The following is a 14,799-nucleotide window of genomic DNA, read 5'->3' as shown; positions in this document are numbered from 1 at the left end:
GCCGACGTTCCGACCACCGAAGAGACCGAGGAAAGCCATGCCGCTCGTCCGTGTCGACCTGCACGACCACCATGCCGACCTGCGCCCCGCGATGAGCGAGGCCATCCACAGCGCCCTCGTCGAGGGCTGGGGGATGCCGGCGGACGACCTGTTCCACGTCTTCCGGCTGCATGCGCCGGGCGACCTGTTCTTCAGCCGGACGTACCCCGACGCCGATCGGAGCGACGTCGTCATCATCCAGATCCTCGCGTACAACGGGTACACCCCCGAGGCGAAGCAGCGCGGCGCCGCGCTCGTGGTCGACCGCCTCGCGGCCCTCGGCATCCCGCGCGACCACGTCCTCATCGCGATCACCGAGAACGGCGACGGCGACTGGCTCGCGCCCGCCAAGGAGGCGTGAGCGTGCGCCACCCGGTGCCCTTGACGGGGTTCATCCAGGTCGCTGTCGTCGTCGAGGACATCGAGGCGGCGCTCGACGCCTGGTGCGAGCTGCTCGACCTGCCCCGGCCGGAGGTCCGCGAGACCGGCCCGACGCCAAACCCGAACGAGACCTACCGCGGCCAGACCGCGGCCTACGGGCTCAAGCTGGCCGTCCTCGACTGCCCGGAGCGGGGCTTCGTCATCGAGCTCCACGAGCCCGACGCGAACCCGTCGACGTTCCGGGAGTTCCTCGACCGGCACGGCAACGGCGTGCACCACCTGGGCTTCCAGGTCGGCGAGGCGCGCGACGCCGTCGTCGGCGAGCTGGAGGCCACGGGTCACGCCCTGCGGACCGTCGGCGTCTACGACGACGGCAGCTGGACCATCGTCGACACCGAGGACGTGCTCGGCGTCAACCTCAACATCAAGCCGCACGCCTGACCACCCAGGCGCACAGACCACCCACCGCAAGCGAAGGACGTGTGACCACCGTGACCGCCGACCGCAGCCGCTTCCCCCAGGACTTCGCCTGGGGCACCGCCACCGCCTCCTACCAGGTCGAGGGGGCGACCGACGTCGACGGGCGGGGGCCGAGCATCTGGGACACCTTCAGCCGGGTGCCCGGGGCGATCGCCGACGGGCGGACCGGGGACCTGGCCGACGACCACTACCGGCGCTTCCGTGAGGACGTCGCGATGCTGGCGGACCTCGGCACGAACGCCTACCGGTTCTCGATCGCGTGGCCGCGCATCCAGGCGGACGGCACGGGCCCGGCCAACCCCGCCGGCCTGCGGTTCTACCGCGAGCTCAGCGAGGCGCTGCTCGAGCGCGGCATCACCCCGTGGGTCACGCTCTACCACTGGGACCTGCCGCAGGCGCTCGAGGACCGCGGCGGCTGGCTCGAGCGCGACACCGCCCAGCGGTTCGGCGAGTACGCGAGCCTCGTGGTCGACGAGCTGGGCGACGTCATCGACCACTGGGCGACGCTCAACGAGCCGTGGTGCTCGGCCTTCCTCGGGTACGCCGGCGGCGTGCACGCGCCGGGCCGGCGGGTCGGGTCGCAGGCGGCCCGCGCGGCCCACCACCTGCTGCTCGGTCACGGGCTCGGGATGCAGGCGATCCGGGCCGCGCGCCCGGAGGCGACGGCCGGTGTCGTGCTCAACCTGTACTCGGTGCGCGCGGCGAGCGAGAGCGCGGCCGACCAGGACGCGGCACGCCGGGTCGACGGCCTGCAGAACCGCTTCTTCCTCGAGCCCCTGCTGGGGGACGGGTACCCGGCGGACGTGCTCGAGGACCTCGGCGAGACCGAGTGGTTCGCGCAGAACGAGGCCGACGCCGAGCTCATCGCGGCGCCGATCGACTTCCTCGGCATCAACTACTACAGCCGCCACGTCGTCGCGGCCCCGCCGCTCGGCGTCGCGCTCCCCGGGGCCGCCGCGGGCCTCGCGTGGCCCGGCAGCGAGAGCGTGCAGATGGTCGACACCGGTGCGCCGCGCACGCAGATGGGCTGGCCGATCCACCCCGAGGGCATGGTCGACGTGCTCGAGATGGCGCACCGTCGCCGGCCCGAGCTGCCGCTGTACATCACGGAGAACGGCTCGGCGTACCCCGACGAGGTCGTCGACGGCGAGATCGAGGACGAGGGGCGGCGGCGCTACCTCGAGCAGCACGTCCTCGCGTGCTCGGCGGCGCTGCAGCAGGGGCTGCCCCTCAAGGGCTACTTCGCCTGGACGTCCATGGACAACTTCGAGTGGGCCTGGGGCTACTCACGGCGGTTCGGGCTCGTCCACGTCGACTACGAGACCCAGAAGCGGACCGTGAAGCGCAGCGGCAAGTGGTTCGCCCGCTTCCTCGGCGGCGCGGCCGGCGACGCCTGACCGTCCCGCACCACCTGCACCACCTGCACCACCTGCACGACCCGGACACCCTCCACCTCCCCGCCCGACCGAACCGGAGACGACCATGCCCCCTCGCGCCCTGCGCGCCGGCCAGCGAGCCGAGCTGCACGTGATCGACGTCGTCACCGGGGAGGACCGGCTGGTGCACGAGTCCTCGAGCCTGCTGTTCGAGGCGCCCAACTGGTCGCCGGACGGGCGGTGGCTCGTCGTCAACGGCGGCGGGCGGCTGTTCCGGCTGCCGGCCGACGGCGGGGAGCTGGAGGAGGTGCCGCTCGGTGACGTGCCGGAGATCAACAACGACCACGTGCTCAGCCCCGACGGCGCGACGGTCTACGTGTCGGCCGAGGACGGCCACCTGTACGCGGTGCCGTTCGAGGGTGGCGGCGCGCCGCGGCGCGTCTCCAACGACCGCGGGGCGTTCCGCCACTACCTGCACGGCATCTCGCCCGACGGTGCGACGCTCGCCTACATCGGCCTGGTCCAGCACGCCGACGGCACCGCCACGACGAACGTCTGGACCATCCCGGCCGCGGGCGGCCCGGACGTCCAGCTCACCGACGACGAGTTCCCCGACGACGGCGCCGAGTTCAGCCCTGACGGTCGGTGGGTCCTGTTCAACTCCGAGCGGGCACGGACCGAGCCGGGCCACGCGCAGCTGTTCCGGATGCGCACGGACGGCTCGTCGGTCGAGCAGCTCACGTTCGACGAGCGGGTCAACTGGTTCCCGCACGTCTCCCCGGACGGGAGCCGGCTCGCCTACATCAGCTTCCCGCGGGGGACGCTCGGGCACCCGGCCGACCTCGACGTCGTCCTGCGTCTCCTCGAGCCCTACGACGCCGACGGCGCGCCGGGGACCGTGCGGGACCTGGTCGTGCTCTTCGGGGGCCAGGGGACGATCAACGTCCCGAGCTGGGCCTCGGACAGCCGCCGGCTGGCCTACGTCGCCTACCCGATGTCCTGAGACCGCGCCGCCGGCGACACCCCGACCCTCCTGCCCGACAGACAGCGAGAAGCCGCGCAGTCAGCACGTGATCCTTCGAGCGGACCTCTCACAGGACCCTCGGACGGCCGGCTCGAGACCTCGGCCGCCCTCGCCGCCCAGGTCTCGAACCGCACAAGGCCAGGTCACGGCGCGGCCACGCGGGGGCCTTCCCGGACACGGAAGGCCATCGTTCGCGTCACGAGCCGGCAACTCCCACCCCGCGCCACGGGCCTCGGCCCTAGCGTCGGCGCCCACACGACGGGCGACGACGAGACGGGGCAGCGATGAGGACGAACCACGGTAGGACGACCGGGCTGGCCGGCGCTGCGCTCGTCGTCGCGGTGGCCCTGGGCGGCTGCAGCGCGGGCGACGGCTACTCGGACGCGAGCGGCGTCTCCGAGCCGGGCTACGACGTGGCCGTGCCCCCGGACCCGGAGCCGGGACCCTCGGTGCCCGCACCCGGCTTCGAGATGACCGACCCCGGGCAGGACGCCCTGTCGACGTTCGCGCTCGACATCGACACCGGCTCGTACACGCGGTTCCGCGACGCCGTCTCCCAGGGCATGGCGGTCGACCCGCGCGAGGTCCGCACCGAGGAGTTCGTCAACTACTTCGACCAGGACTACCGCACCCCGGAGAGTGGCCTGGGGGTCAGCATCGACGCCACGACGCTGCCGTTCCGACCCGAGCACCGGCTCGTGCGCGTGGGCATCAGCAGCACTCCGACGTCGAGCGCGTCCCGCGTCGACGCGGACCTCGCGCTCGTCGTCGACTGCTCGGGCTCGATGGGCGACGCCGGCAAGATGGGGACGACCAAGGCGGCGCTGCGCACGCTGGTGTCCGCGCTGCGGCCCACCGACCGGGTGGCCATGGTCTGCTACTCCACCGAGGCCGACCTGGTCCTGGAGCCCACCCGGGTGTCGGAGCGCGAGAGCGTCCTGGCGGCCGTCGAGGAGCTGACGCCCCAGGAGTCGACGAACGCGGCCGCCGGCCTCGCGCTCGGCTACGACGTCGCCATGTCGATGCGCACCGAGGGTCGGATGACGCGCGTGGTGCTCATCAGCGACGGGGTCGCGAACGTCGGCGAGACCGACCCCGACGGGATCCTGGCGCGCATCAGCACCGAGGCGAAGTCGGGGATCAACCTCATCTCGGTCGGCGTGGGCATCACGACCTACGACGACCACCTGCTCGAGCAGCTGGCGGACCAGGGCGACGGGTGGCACGTCTACATCGACGGCGAGGCCGAGGCCGAGCGGGTGTTCGCCACCGGCCTCACCGGCTCGCTCGTCGTGGCCGCGAAGGACGCGAAGGCGCAGGTCCAGTTCGACCCGGCCCGGGTCTCCGGCTACCGGCTGCTGGGGTACGAGAACCGGGCGGTCGCCGACGCGGACTTCCGCAACGACGCCATCGACGGCGGCGAGGTCTTCGCGGGCCACGCGACCACCGCGCTGTACGAGGTCGCGGTCCGCGAGGGTCGGTCGGCGGAGCCGTTCGTCACGGCGACGGTGCGCTACCTCGACGCCGGCGGCGAGGCGGTCGAGCGCTCGGCGAGCCTGGCCGGGTCCGGGGGCGACACGTCACTGCGCGAGGCGTCACCGCGCCTCCAGCAGGACCTCGTCGTCGCGCTGCTGACGGACCGTCTGCTCGGGGGGCCGTGGTCGGACGTCGTGAGCGGCGCCGACCTGCGCGCCCAGGCCCAGGGGCTGCTCCGGGTCCTCGACGGCGACGCCGACGTGGCCCAGCTCGTCGAGCTGGTCGACCAGGTGACCGGCTGAGCGGGCCACCGAGGCGACCGATTCGTCCCATCACCTGGACGGTCTGTGAAGATCCTGTGACGACGGGACCGCGACGTGTCACCCGGCCGGCCCAGCGGGACGGCGTCACAGAGGGTGGCCCGACTGTGTCGGGCCAGGTCACGAGACTTTCGCGCCGTCTCGTGCGGCCCCCGGGCGGCCGGACGCGCGATGCTACGTTGACGACGGCCCAGGGGGAGATCGACGCCGGCACGTGTCGTGCCCCCCGCACCGCCGCGCCGGGTCGTGGTCGCGTCGCGCTTCGCGCGTCGTCCGGTGCGCGGGTACTCGTGCGTCGGCCCGGCTGCGTCCGGTGCGCCGACCCGAGGAGCACCTGTGACCAGCTCGACACCCGTCCGCCGCCGCCGCACGATCGTCGTGGCCGTCGCCGCGGCAGCCCTGCTCGCCGCAGCGGGCTGCACGTCCACCGCCAGCGCGGGCAGCAGCGCCGAGCCCGCCGAGGTCACCACCTACGCCGGTGGGCAGACGACCTTCGAGGAGTCGTTCGCGTACGACAACGGCCTGGTCGTCGAGGTCGGGAAGCCGTCCGCCTTCGTCCCCTCGCAGTCCGCCGACGGCGTCGAGGGTGTCGACGGCAAGCCCGTGAAGGTCCGCGTCTACATCGTCAACGGCACCAGCCGCGACTACGTCCCCAACACCCTCGAGGTCACCGTCGTGTCCGACGGTGAGGACGCCGCGCAGATCCTCGACCCCGCCTCGCGCATCGAGCTCACCGGCCCGGGCCTGTCCCTGGCTCCCGGGGACGTCGCGGCGTTCGACCTCGCGTTCGTCGTGCAGGACCCGGCCGACGTCACGGTGACGCTCATCCCGTCGATCGCGGGCTACGAGCCGCTGGTCTTCACCGCGGCCTGACCTCCACCCGGCGCCTGCGCAGGCGCGCACCACGCAGGGGCGGCACCGGCAGCGGTGCCGCCCCTGCGTGCCTGTGAGCGCGGAGACGGCCTCACCGAGCACGGCGGCGCCCACCATCCCCGGCGGCTGGTGAGAGGGTGATGTGAGTCCCGACGGCCGAAGCGTTTAAGGCGTTGTTTCGGAGATACCGGGCGCTACTTTCGGCCCGTCGACGACGCACGCGGAGCGTCTCGGCCCCCTCCGACCGTCACGGGATGCACAGCCATGCCTGCCGCGACTCGCCCGGAGGGCCCGTCATGACAGCGCGCCGGACCGCCCGGCAGCGCCGTCGCCGCCGAGCCAGGGAGACGACGCGTGACCACCGAACGTCCGGACGCCAGGGGTGCCCGACCTCGCACGCTGAACGCCGTCCCCACCCCCCGCTCCGGGGTGCCGACCGTCGGGTTCGGCATCTCGGCCATCGCGACGCCGCCCCCGGCAGCCACGTCCCTCGCCGACGAGCCCGAGGGACGCAGTCGCGCCGTGCTCGTCGCGGGCGCCCTGCTCGCCGTCGTCGCCGTGGCCGCGGCGCTCGTCGCCTTCCGGATCATCGTGCCCTCCACCCCCACGGCCAGCGCCGGGGAGGGCGCCGCCGACCGGACCACCACCGAGATCCGCGAGCAGCCCGGAACGGTCGTGCGCTACGGAGACCCGCACTCCTACGGCGACGGCCTCGAGGTCGCCGTGAACGCGCCGCAGAGGTACACGCCCAGCGACAACGCGACCGGCGTCGACGCGGGCGTCCCCGTCAGGATGCAGGTCGTCGTCACCAACCGCACCGACGGGGACTTCCGCCCCAACACGCTGCAGGTCAGCGCGACGTCGGGCGGCCACGCGGCCCCCGCGGTCTGGGACCCCGACCAGGGGATCGCCCTGACAGGCCCGGACATCACGGTCCCCTCCGGCGCGAGCATCCACTTCAACGTCGCCTTCGCGGTGGCCGACCCCGGCGACGTGGTCCTCGAGGTCACGCCCGCGCTGTTCGGCTACGGCGCCGTGGTCGTGCAGCCGTCCTGACGACGAACGACAGCGGGTGCCGGGCGTGACGCCCGGCACCCGCTGTCGTCATCCCCGCGTGATGATCACGCGACGCGACGACGCCACGCGACGAGCGCGGCACCGAGCAGCAGCCAGACGACGGCGAGCGTCGCGACCGGCAGGGTGCCGTCCGTCCCCGTCGCGGCCAGGCCGGCCGCGCGGACGAGCGCGCTGTCGCCGATCCGCACGAGCCGGCCGGCGGCGTCGACCGCGAAGGTCAGCTCGGCGGAGACGGCGACGCCGTCGAGCCCGACGCCCGCGGCGACGAGCCGGTGGTCGCCGGCCTCGAGACCGGTGGGCAGGACGACCGTCGCGCTCGCGGTGCCGTCGGCGCCCACCGTCACGCGGGCCAGCTCACGCGGGGTCGAGTAGACCGTGACGACGAGCTCGGACCCGGGGAGCATGCCGACCACCCGGACGGTGGCCGACGCGCCGGCCGCCAGTGCGCCGAGCCCGGCGTCGAGCTGCAGCGAGGCCGACGTGCCGGTCCCCATGACGCGGATCGTCGTCGAGGCCGTGGCCGGCAGCGTGTGCGCGTCCCCGGCCTGCTCGGCCGTGATCGTGCACTCGCCCGACGCGATGGTGCGCAGGGCGCCGTCGACGACGACGCAGGCGCCCTCGCCCACGAGCGTGACCGGCAGGCCGAGCGACGACGAGGCGGTGAGCGCGACGGGGCCGACAGCGAACAGCAGGTCGGCGATCGGCGCGAGCGTGACCACCTGCGGACGACGCCCGACCTCGGTGGTCAGCGTGACGGGCGTGGCCGCGGCGACGTCGTCCGTCCCCGCCTGCGTGGCGGTCACGGTGCACGGGCCCACGTCGGTCGCGGTGAGGTCGCCGTCGGTCAGGACGCACGCGCCGGACGCCGTGAGGTCCACGGGCAGGTCGAGCGAGGACGACACGACGACCGGCGCCGTCTCGTCGTACACCAGCGCCGGGAGCTCGAGGGAGATGCTCTGCGGCTGCTGCGCGACGGTCACCGTGCGCACCGCGGTCGCGGGGTGGATCTCGGTGGTGCCGGCCTGGGCGGCGGTGACGGTGCAGTCGCCGGCGGCCACGACCGTCAGGGTCGTCCCGTCGACGGTGCAGGCGCCGGTGCCGGTGAAGGTCAGCGCGCCGCCGGAGGTGGCGGTGCCCGTCACGGTGACCGGCACGTCGCCGTACGTCAGGGAGCCGATGGGGTCGAGGGTGACGGTCTGTGCCGCACGGTCGACGACGAGCGACCCGCTCGCCGCGGCCGCGGTGCGGTCGTCCGCCGCCGGCAGGTTCACCGACACGGGCCAGGTGCCCGCGGGCGCCTCGAGGCCAACGATCCCTGCGGTCCCGTCCTCGACGGCGACGCTGCGGGTCGCGTCGCCGATGGAGAAGGTCGCCGTGCCGGTGACCGGGACGCCGTCGGAGCGGGTGAACGTCGCTACGACGTCGAACGGCTCACCGCTCACCAGGGACACGGGAACGGTCGACAGCGTCACGTCCGTGGTCGCGCGCGGGGTGGCGGACACCGGCGTGCTGCCCTGACCTGCCCCGAGGGAGTTCCGGCCGACGATCGTGAGGTCGTACGCGGTGCCGTTGGTCAGGCCCGTGATCGTCGTCGACGTGCTGGCGGCGCCTGTGGTGCCGCAGAGCGCTGCCGCGGCACCCGACGCCGCGCAGTAGACGTCCCACCCCGCGACGATCGACTGCGGTGCCGTCCACGTGACGTCCACCTGACGGTCGCCGGGTGTCACCACGACGTCGGTCGGCGCCGAGGGGACGGCGGCGGGGCGGATCGTCACTGTGCCGGCGCCCGTGTATCCGCTGGCCAGCCCCGCGAACGCGAACCGGTAGGCCGTGCCCGCGGTGAGGCCCACGGTCAGGCTCGCGTTCGGGTAACCGGCACCGTCGTCGTCGGTGCCGACGAACCGGCCGTCCGCCGTCCAGACCTCGAGCGCGTTGTCGAAGGCGCTGCCGAGCGTGATCACCACGGAGGTGGTGGCGGGCGCGACGAACTCGTACCACCGGCCGTTGGAGTAGTACGGCGGTGGACCGGTCCCCGTGCCACCACCCACCGTGGTGAGGCCGACGTTCGAGGCGTCGAAGGTCCCGTCGAGGACGTCCAGCGGCAGCGGCAGCGGGCTCGAGAACGAGCTGCCGTCAGCGGTCGGGGCGTCACCGACGGGCTCGCCCTGCGCGGGCGTCAGCCCGACCAGCAGGAACGCCGCGGCGAGCAGCGTCGTCAGGGCGCGGCGCGCGTGGGGCCGCGCCGCTCGGGGACGTGGCGGGGAGGCGTGAGGGGACGTCGGGCGCACAGGGGACTCCAGGTGGGGGGAGGACGGTCGGTCGGCGCTGCCCCCGCCTGGCCGTCATCGTGGCCGTGCCGGTCCGGGACGTTGGTCCCTGCTCGGCGCGGGCGTGCGGTGCACCACGGTGGGCCACGAAACGACCGTTCCGGGTGACGAGTCACGGGTGACGGGCGTGGCGAACGGGCGACGGGCCCGGGTGCCGCTGGCCGACACCGCTGGTCAGCCGGGGCGCGGTGACGGTCCGGTGCGTCAGACTGCCGGGGTGACCGACCTGCTCTCGTCGCCGCGCCCGCTGGGCGACGGGACGATCGCGCACCGGCCGGACTGGACGTGGCTCCCGGCCGGGGCCGTGCCGACCGACGACGACCTGGTGCGCGCCGCGCGCCAGGCCGAGCAGCTGCTCGCCGAGCACGGCGTCACGTACGGCGCCGACCACACGGACGGCGACCAGCAGTGGCGCCTCGACCCGCAGCCCGTCGTCGTCGACGAGCCCGAGTGGGCCCGCCTCGACGCCGCGCTCGTCCAGCGCGCCGAGCTGCTCGACGCCGTCCTGCACGACCTGTACGGCGCGCGCCGCCTGCTCGACGACCGGATCCTGCCGCCGACGACCGTCCTGGCGCACCCCGGGTTCCTGCGGGCCGTCGACGGCCTGCGCCTGCCGGGCGGGCGCGAGCTCGTCCTCACGGCGACCGACCTCGTGCGGGACGCGTCGGGCGGCTGGTGCGTCGTCGCGGACCGCACGCAGGCGCCGTCGGGCGCCGGGTACGCGATGGAGGATCGGCGCGTCACCGCGCAGGTCCTGGCCCCCGTGTACCGCCAGGCGTCGATCGCGCGGCTCGGGCCGTTCTTCCACGCCCTGCGCAAGGCCCTGCGCGAGGTCGCGCCGCCCACCGCGGGCGAGGACCCGCGCGCGGTGCTGCTGTCCCCCGGCCCGGGCAGCGAGACGGCGTTCGACCAGGCGTACCTCGCCTCGATGCTCGGCCTGCCGCTCGTCGAGGGCAGCGACCTGGTGGTCCGCGCGGGGCGCCTGTACCTGCAGGGCATCGACGGCCTCGAGCCCGTGGACGTGGTGCTGCGGCGTGTCGACGGCGAGTGGTGCGACCCGCTGGACCTGCGCGCCGGGTCACGGCTGGGGGTCCCCGGGCTGGTCCACGCCGTCCGGCAGGGGTCGGTGAGCGTCGTCAACCCGCTCGGGGCGTCCGTGCTGGAGAACCCCGCGCTGCTCGGCTACCTGCCGCGCCTCGCGCGGGTTGTGCTCGACCAGGACCTCACGCTCGCGTCCGTGCCCACGTGGTGGTGCGGCGAGGAGCGGGCCCTGCGGCACGTCCTCGCGCGTCTCGACCACCTCGTGCTCAAGCCCGTCGTCCACGGGCCCCGCAGCACGACGGTGCTCGGGTGGCGGCTGACGGCCGCGGAGCGCGAGCAGCTCGCGGCGCGGATCGCGGCCGAACCGTGGCGGTGGGTCGGGCAGGAGCACGTGGGGCCGAGCGCCGAGTCGCCGGACGCCGCCGTGGGGGTGGCGACGGACCGGCCGGGCGTCTCCGGCGTCGGACCCGCCGACCTCGGGCCGCGTGCCGCGGTCATGCGGACGTTCGCCGTCGCGCACGCGGGCTCCTACACCGTCATGGCCGGGGGCCTGGCGCGCGTCGCCGACGACCACGTCGTGTCGTCATCGGCCGCCGGCGCGCACGCCAAGGACGTGTGGGTGCTCACGTCGCAGCCGACGGCGGCCGTCGGGGCGCTGCGGGAGGACGTCGACGCGGGAGTCGGACGCACCGTCGCCTACGGCATCTCGCCCCGCGCGGCCGAGAACCTGTACTGGATGGGCCGGTACGCCGAGCGCGCCGAGGACGGGGTCCGCATGCTGCGGGCCGTCGCCGACCGCTGGGACGACTACCACCGGACGCCCGACACCGCGGGTGGTCAGGCGCTCGCGGTGCTGCTGCAGACCCTGACGCCCGGGGCCCTGCCCGACGGCGGTCAGGCGGCGGCCGCCCGGTCCGACGTGGAGCACGTCGGCCCCCGCGTGCCGGCCCTGCGCGACATGCTGCTGGACCACCGGACGCCGGGGTCGGTGGCGCGGGCCGTCCGCCGCCTGGGGTCCGCAGCCGCGACGGTGCGCGACCAGCTGTCCACCGACACGTTCGGGCCCCTCGCGCGCATCGAGCGCACCCTGCGCGACGAGCGCACCCGGGTCCGGGCGCGGCAGCACAGCGGCGACGTCCTCGACGTCGGACCGGTGCCGCCGGGCTCGGTGACCGCCGGCCTGCGCCCGACGCTCGACCGGGTCCTGGAGAGCCTGCTCGCGATCTCCGGCATCGCCGCGGAGGGGCTGACGCGGGACGTCGGCTGGCACCTGCTCGACGCGGGCCGCCGCCTGGAGCGCGCGCAGCGCCTCGTCGCCCTGCTGCGGGCGACCCTGGTCGAGCACAGGTCCGCCGAGGTGGAGGACCTGCTGCTGGAGTCGGCACTGCTGGCCACCGAGTCCGCGATCACCTACCGCCGCCGCCACCAGTCCCGCACGGACGTCGCCAGCGTCCTGGACCTGCTCGTCCACGACCGCACCAACCCGCGCTCCCTCGCATTCGCGCTGGACCGGCTGCTGGTCGACCTGGAGTCGGTCCCGGCGCCGCGCTCCGCTGCGCAGCGCGACCACCTGCTGAACGGCGTCGCGGGCCTCGTGGCCGAGCTCGACACGGTCGTCGTCGGCAACGAGGTGTCCGACGACGGGCGGCGCGTGCGGCTCGCCGACGCGCTGGAGTCCATGCTGTGGCGGCTGCGCGAGGCGTCGGACGAGATCGAGCGCGCGCACTTCGTGCGGCCCGCGCCCAGCCGGGCCCTCGACGACCTGTGGGGGTCCGGCTACGGCGAGCCGGACGACGGGGGTGCGCGATGACCGGCCGGGCCTACGACCTGGTGCACCGCACCACCTACGAGTACGCGCAGCCGGTCACCGACTCCTACGGGCGCACGACGCTGACGCCGCGGGACCTGCCCGACCAGCGCGTGCTGGCGGCGTCCCTGACGATCGACCCCGAGCCGGCGGACACGGGCCGGCACGTCGACTGGTTCGGCAACACCACGACCTACTTCGGGGTGACGCGGCCGCACACGCGGCTGGTCGTGACGGCGCGCTCCACGCTGGAGGTCAGCCGGGTGGCCCCGGCCCGCGCGGACCTGCCGGACACGGGCTGGCGGGCCGTGGCGCGGGGTGTCACCGCCGCGGACCTGGGGGTCCTGCGGACGGACGCCGCGGGCGTCGTCGCCCTGCGGGAGGCGGTGCTGCCGTCGGCGCACGTCACGTTCGTCGACGAGGTGCGCCGGTGGGCGGCGCCGTCGTTCGTCGACGAGCGTCCGCTGGCCGACGTCGTGACCGACCTGGTGCACCGGATCCGCACGGAGCTGACGTACCGGTCCGGGTCGACCACGGTGCACACGACCCAGGCACAGCTGCTCGCGCAGGGTGCCGGCGTGTGCCAGGACTTCGCGCACCTCATGATCGCGGCGCTGCGGCTGCACGGCGTGCCCGCCCGGTACGCGTCGGGGTACATCGAGACGCGGCCGCTGCCGGGGCGTCCCAAGCTGCGCGGCGCCGACGCGTCGCACGCCTGGGTGTCGGTGTGGCTCCCGGGGCACGGCTGGCTCGACGCTGACCCCACCAACGACCAGCTCGTCGACGACCGGTACGTCGTGCTCGGCTGGGGGCGGGACTACCACGACGTGCCGCCGTTGCGCGGGGTCATCTTCACGGAGGGCGGCGGTGCGACACCGCGCGTCGAGGTCGACCTGGTGCCGGCCGGCTCGGAGCCGTTCGTCTGACCGCTCGGAGCCCGGGGTGCTGCCGGCGCAGGCTCAGCGTGGCCGCGCCCGGGCGTCGACCTCCTCGTGCGGGACGACGAACCCGCCTGCGTCGACAACCGTGCCGCCGACCGTGCGCCACAGGGTCGCCACGACGCGCGCGATGCTCGGTGCGACGCGCTGGCGCGCGATGACATGCAGCGGGGAGGGCTGCGGGACCTCGAGCTCGAGCGGGTCCGGCGGGTGCCACGTCACGTGGTAGCCCCAGGGCCCGTGCTCGCGCCAGTCCAGCGTGGACAGCACGACCGGCACCTCGCGCGAGCGGGCGCAGCGCACCTCGACCTGGCCGTCGTACTCGTACGTCGCGACCAGCGCGAAGCCCTCGGGGGCCCCACCGGCGGGCGGCGCGGGCGGGGCCAGCCGGCTGCCGGACAGGGCGGGCCGCACCAGGGGGAGCGCGTCGTCGGGACGCAGCGGCACGGCGGACCACAGCGTGAGGTCGACGACCGCGGCCGGGTCGGGGACGAGCGCGCGGTCCCGCGGGGCGGGCAGGATGCCGCCGCCGGTGCGCCGCGCGACGGCCGTCGCCCAGCCCGTGACCAGGCCCGGCGACACCGTCGCACCGGCGACGGGCGCGGCGGGCAGCCCGTACAGGTCGCTGTCCTGCGCGGGCAGGGCGAGCGCTCGCGCGTCGGCCGCGTCCACGACGTACGGCCCGACGACCTCCACGACGCCGTCCAGGCTCAGCACGCCCGCCGGGTCCGGCGGGGCGACCGCGATACCCCGGAACCGGGCGCCGGTCATGGGACGCGCGGCCGCGGCCTGCGCCGCCGTCGCCGGCTCGCGTGACCACGCGGCCGTCGGGAACCAGGCGCGGGCGAGCGGGAGGAGCGGGGTGCCGCGTGGGACGGCCAGCACGTGGCTGCCGTCGAGCGCGGCGGGGGCCGCCGACGGTCCGGTCATGGCCGGAACGTACACAGCGTTTGCTGCGCGCATGTTTCGGGGTCGGGCGCTGTCCGCCGGTCCCCGGCGCGCCGCGCAGGGCGCGCCGGGGACCTGTCCGAGGGGTGGACACGCGGGGTGCGCCGGAGGTCAGCCCCGGATGTCGTGCAGGTGGTGGACGACGTCGTGCAGGAAGTACTGACCGAGCGTGCGGACGGTGAACACCGAGCCGTTGCTGCGACGCCCGGTGCGGTCCCACTGCCCGGGCGCGACGGCGTCGAAGCGGTCGGCGGTCGCAGCGGCCGCGAGCGCCAGCTCGTCGGCGACGACGGCGGGGTCCTGCAGGTCGTACCGCTCGGTCAGGGCCGTGGCGTCCTGGTCCCAGTTGGCGAACAGGGGGTCGTCCTGCTCGACCATGAGCCGGACGCGCTCGTCGAAGACGCGCATGACGTCCCGCACGTGGGCGCCGTACTCGAGCGTCGACCACACGTGCGGCTCCGGGCGCTCGCGGACGTCGGGGCGGTGCAGCGCCGCGACCCAGCGGGGGACGAGGTCGCGCACGGTGCCACCGATGCCCCGGGGGTCGACGTCCGAGGCGGCGAACCCGCACTCGGGGCAGCGGGCCTCGAGGACCCACGTCCAGTCCTTGCCGTCCGGCTCGATGGCGGGCGCAGGCCGGGGGTCGGTGTCCACGGCGCCACGCTAGCGGGCGTGACCGTGCGGGGGAACCG

General features: G+C 74.9%; 12 protein-coding genes. 9 read left to right on the top strand and 3 right to left on the bottom strand.

The annotated features are described in order from the left end of the window. Positions 1-37: 37 nt before the first annotated feature. The 7 genes from IR158_RS09260 to IR158_RS09230 all read left to right on the top strand — a co-directional run bounded on the left by IR158_RS09260 (position 38) and on the right by IR158_RS09230 (position 7,025). On the top strand, positions 38-400 hold the full coding sequence (locus IR158_RS09260; RefSeq protein ID WP_291812307.1) for a tautomerase family protein: 363 nt from the start codon (positions 38-40) through the stop codon (positions 398-400). Beyond that, positions 397-861 carry a VOC family protein gene (locus IR158_RS09255; protein ID WP_291812305.1) on the top strand — a complete coding sequence of 155 codons (465 nt, stop codon included), beginning with the start codon at positions 397-399 and terminating at the stop codon, positions 859-861. The genes IR158_RS09260 and IR158_RS09255 overlap by 4 nt, the downstream gene beginning before the upstream one ends. Before the next feature lie 41 nt (positions 862-902). Next, the gene (locus tag IR158_RS09250) at positions 903-2,297 is read left to right on the top strand and encodes a GH1 family beta-glucosidase (RefSeq protein WP_291812303.1); all 1,395 of its coding nucleotides are present in this window, start codon (positions 903-905) and stop codon (positions 2,295-2,297) included. 85 nt (positions 2,298-2,382) lie between these two features. Beyond that, entirely contained in the window at positions 2,383-3,279 is an 897-nt protein-coding gene (locus tag IR158_RS09245) for a biopolymer transporter Tol (RefSeq protein WP_291812301.1), read from the top strand. A 305-nt stretch (positions 3,280-3,584) separates the two neighbouring features. Next, on the top strand, positions 3,585-5,078 hold the full coding sequence (locus IR158_RS09240; RefSeq protein WP_291812300.1) for a von Willebrand factor type A domain-containing protein: 1,494 nt from the start codon (positions 3,585-3,587) through the stop codon (positions 5,076-5,078). A gap of 354 nt (positions 5,079-5,432) precedes the next feature. Then, positions 5,433-5,969: a hypothetical protein gene (locus IR158_RS09235; RefSeq protein ID WP_291812298.1), complete on the top strand. Its 537-nt coding sequence runs from the start codon at positions 5,433-5,435 to the stop codon at positions 5,967-5,969. A 354-nt stretch (positions 5,970-6,323) separates the two neighbouring features. Continuing rightward, positions 6,324-7,025: a hypothetical protein gene (locus IR158_RS09230; RefSeq protein ID WP_291812296.1), complete on the top strand. Its 702-nt coding sequence runs from the start codon at positions 6,324-6,326 to the stop codon at positions 7,023-7,025. A gap of 65 nt (positions 7,026-7,090) precedes the next feature. Here the strand turns inward: IR158_RS09230 and IR158_RS09225 are convergent, their stop codons facing one another. Then, positions 7,091-9,334: a fibronectin type III domain-containing protein gene (locus tag IR158_RS09225; RefSeq protein WP_291812294.1), complete on the bottom strand. Its 2,244-nt coding sequence runs from the start codon at positions 9,332-9,334 to the stop codon at positions 7,091-7,093. Between the two features lie 256 nt (positions 9,335-9,590). On the opposite strand from IR158_RS09225, the gene IR158_RS09220 reads away from it, so the two are divergent. Both IR158_RS09220 and IR158_RS09215 read left to right on the top strand, forming a co-directional pair. Further along, positions 9,591-12,224 (top strand): circularly permuted type 2 ATP-grasp protein, encoded by a 2,634-nt coding sequence (locus IR158_RS09220; protein ID WP_291812291.1) that lies wholly within the window; start codon positions 9,591-9,593, stop codon positions 12,222-12,224. Continuing rightward, a complete protein-coding gene (locus tag IR158_RS09215; RefSeq protein ID WP_291812290.1) occupies positions 12,221-13,147 on the top strand; it encodes a transglutaminase family protein in 927 nt (308 codons plus the stop codon). Before IR158_RS09220 ends, IR158_RS09215 begins: the two co-directional genes overlap by 4 nt. Before the next feature lie 33 nt (positions 13,148-13,180). Here the strand turns inward: IR158_RS09215 and IR158_RS09210 are convergent, their stop codons facing one another. Next, on the bottom strand, positions 13,181-14,089 hold the full coding sequence (locus IR158_RS09210; RefSeq protein WP_291812288.1) for a hypothetical protein: 909 nt from the start codon (positions 14,087-14,089) through the stop codon (positions 13,181-13,183). Between the two features lie 129 nt (positions 14,090-14,218). Next, positions 14,219-14,761 carry a DinB family protein gene (locus IR158_RS09205; RefSeq protein WP_291812286.1) on the bottom strand — a complete coding sequence of 181 codons (543 nt, stop codon included), beginning with the start codon at positions 14,759-14,761 and terminating at the stop codon, positions 14,219-14,221. Positions 14,762-14,799: the final 38 nt, after the last annotated feature.

The organism is Cellulomonas sp. (assembly GCF_015234515.1).
Taxonomy (GTDB): domain Bacteria; phylum Actinomycetota; class Actinomycetes; order Actinomycetales; family Cellulomonadaceae; genus Cellulomonas.
This window is presented reverse-complemented; position numbering and strand designations above follow the sequence as displayed.

Bases quoted from the DNA above. Each gene is read 5' to 3' on its own strand.
- IR158_RS09260 (WP_291812307.1), top strand. From the start codon at position 38: ATGCCGCTCGTCCGTGTCGACCTGCACGACCACCATGCCGACCTGCGC.
- IR158_RS09245 (WP_291812301.1), top strand. From the start codon at position 2,383: ATGCCCCCTCGCGCCCTGCGCGCCGGCCAGCGAGCCGAGCTGCACGTG.
- IR158_RS09240 (WP_291812300.1), top strand. From the start codon at position 3,585: ATGAGGACGAACCACGGTAGGACGACCGGGCTGGCCGGCGCTGCGCTC.
- IR158_RS09215 (WP_291812290.1), top strand. From the start codon at position 12,221: ATGACCGGCCGGGCCTACGACCTGGTGCACCGCACCACCTACGAGTAC.
- IR158_RS09210 (WP_291812288.1), bottom strand. From the start codon at position 14,089: ATGACCGGACCGTCGGCGGCCCCCGCCGCGCTCGACGGCAGCCACGTG.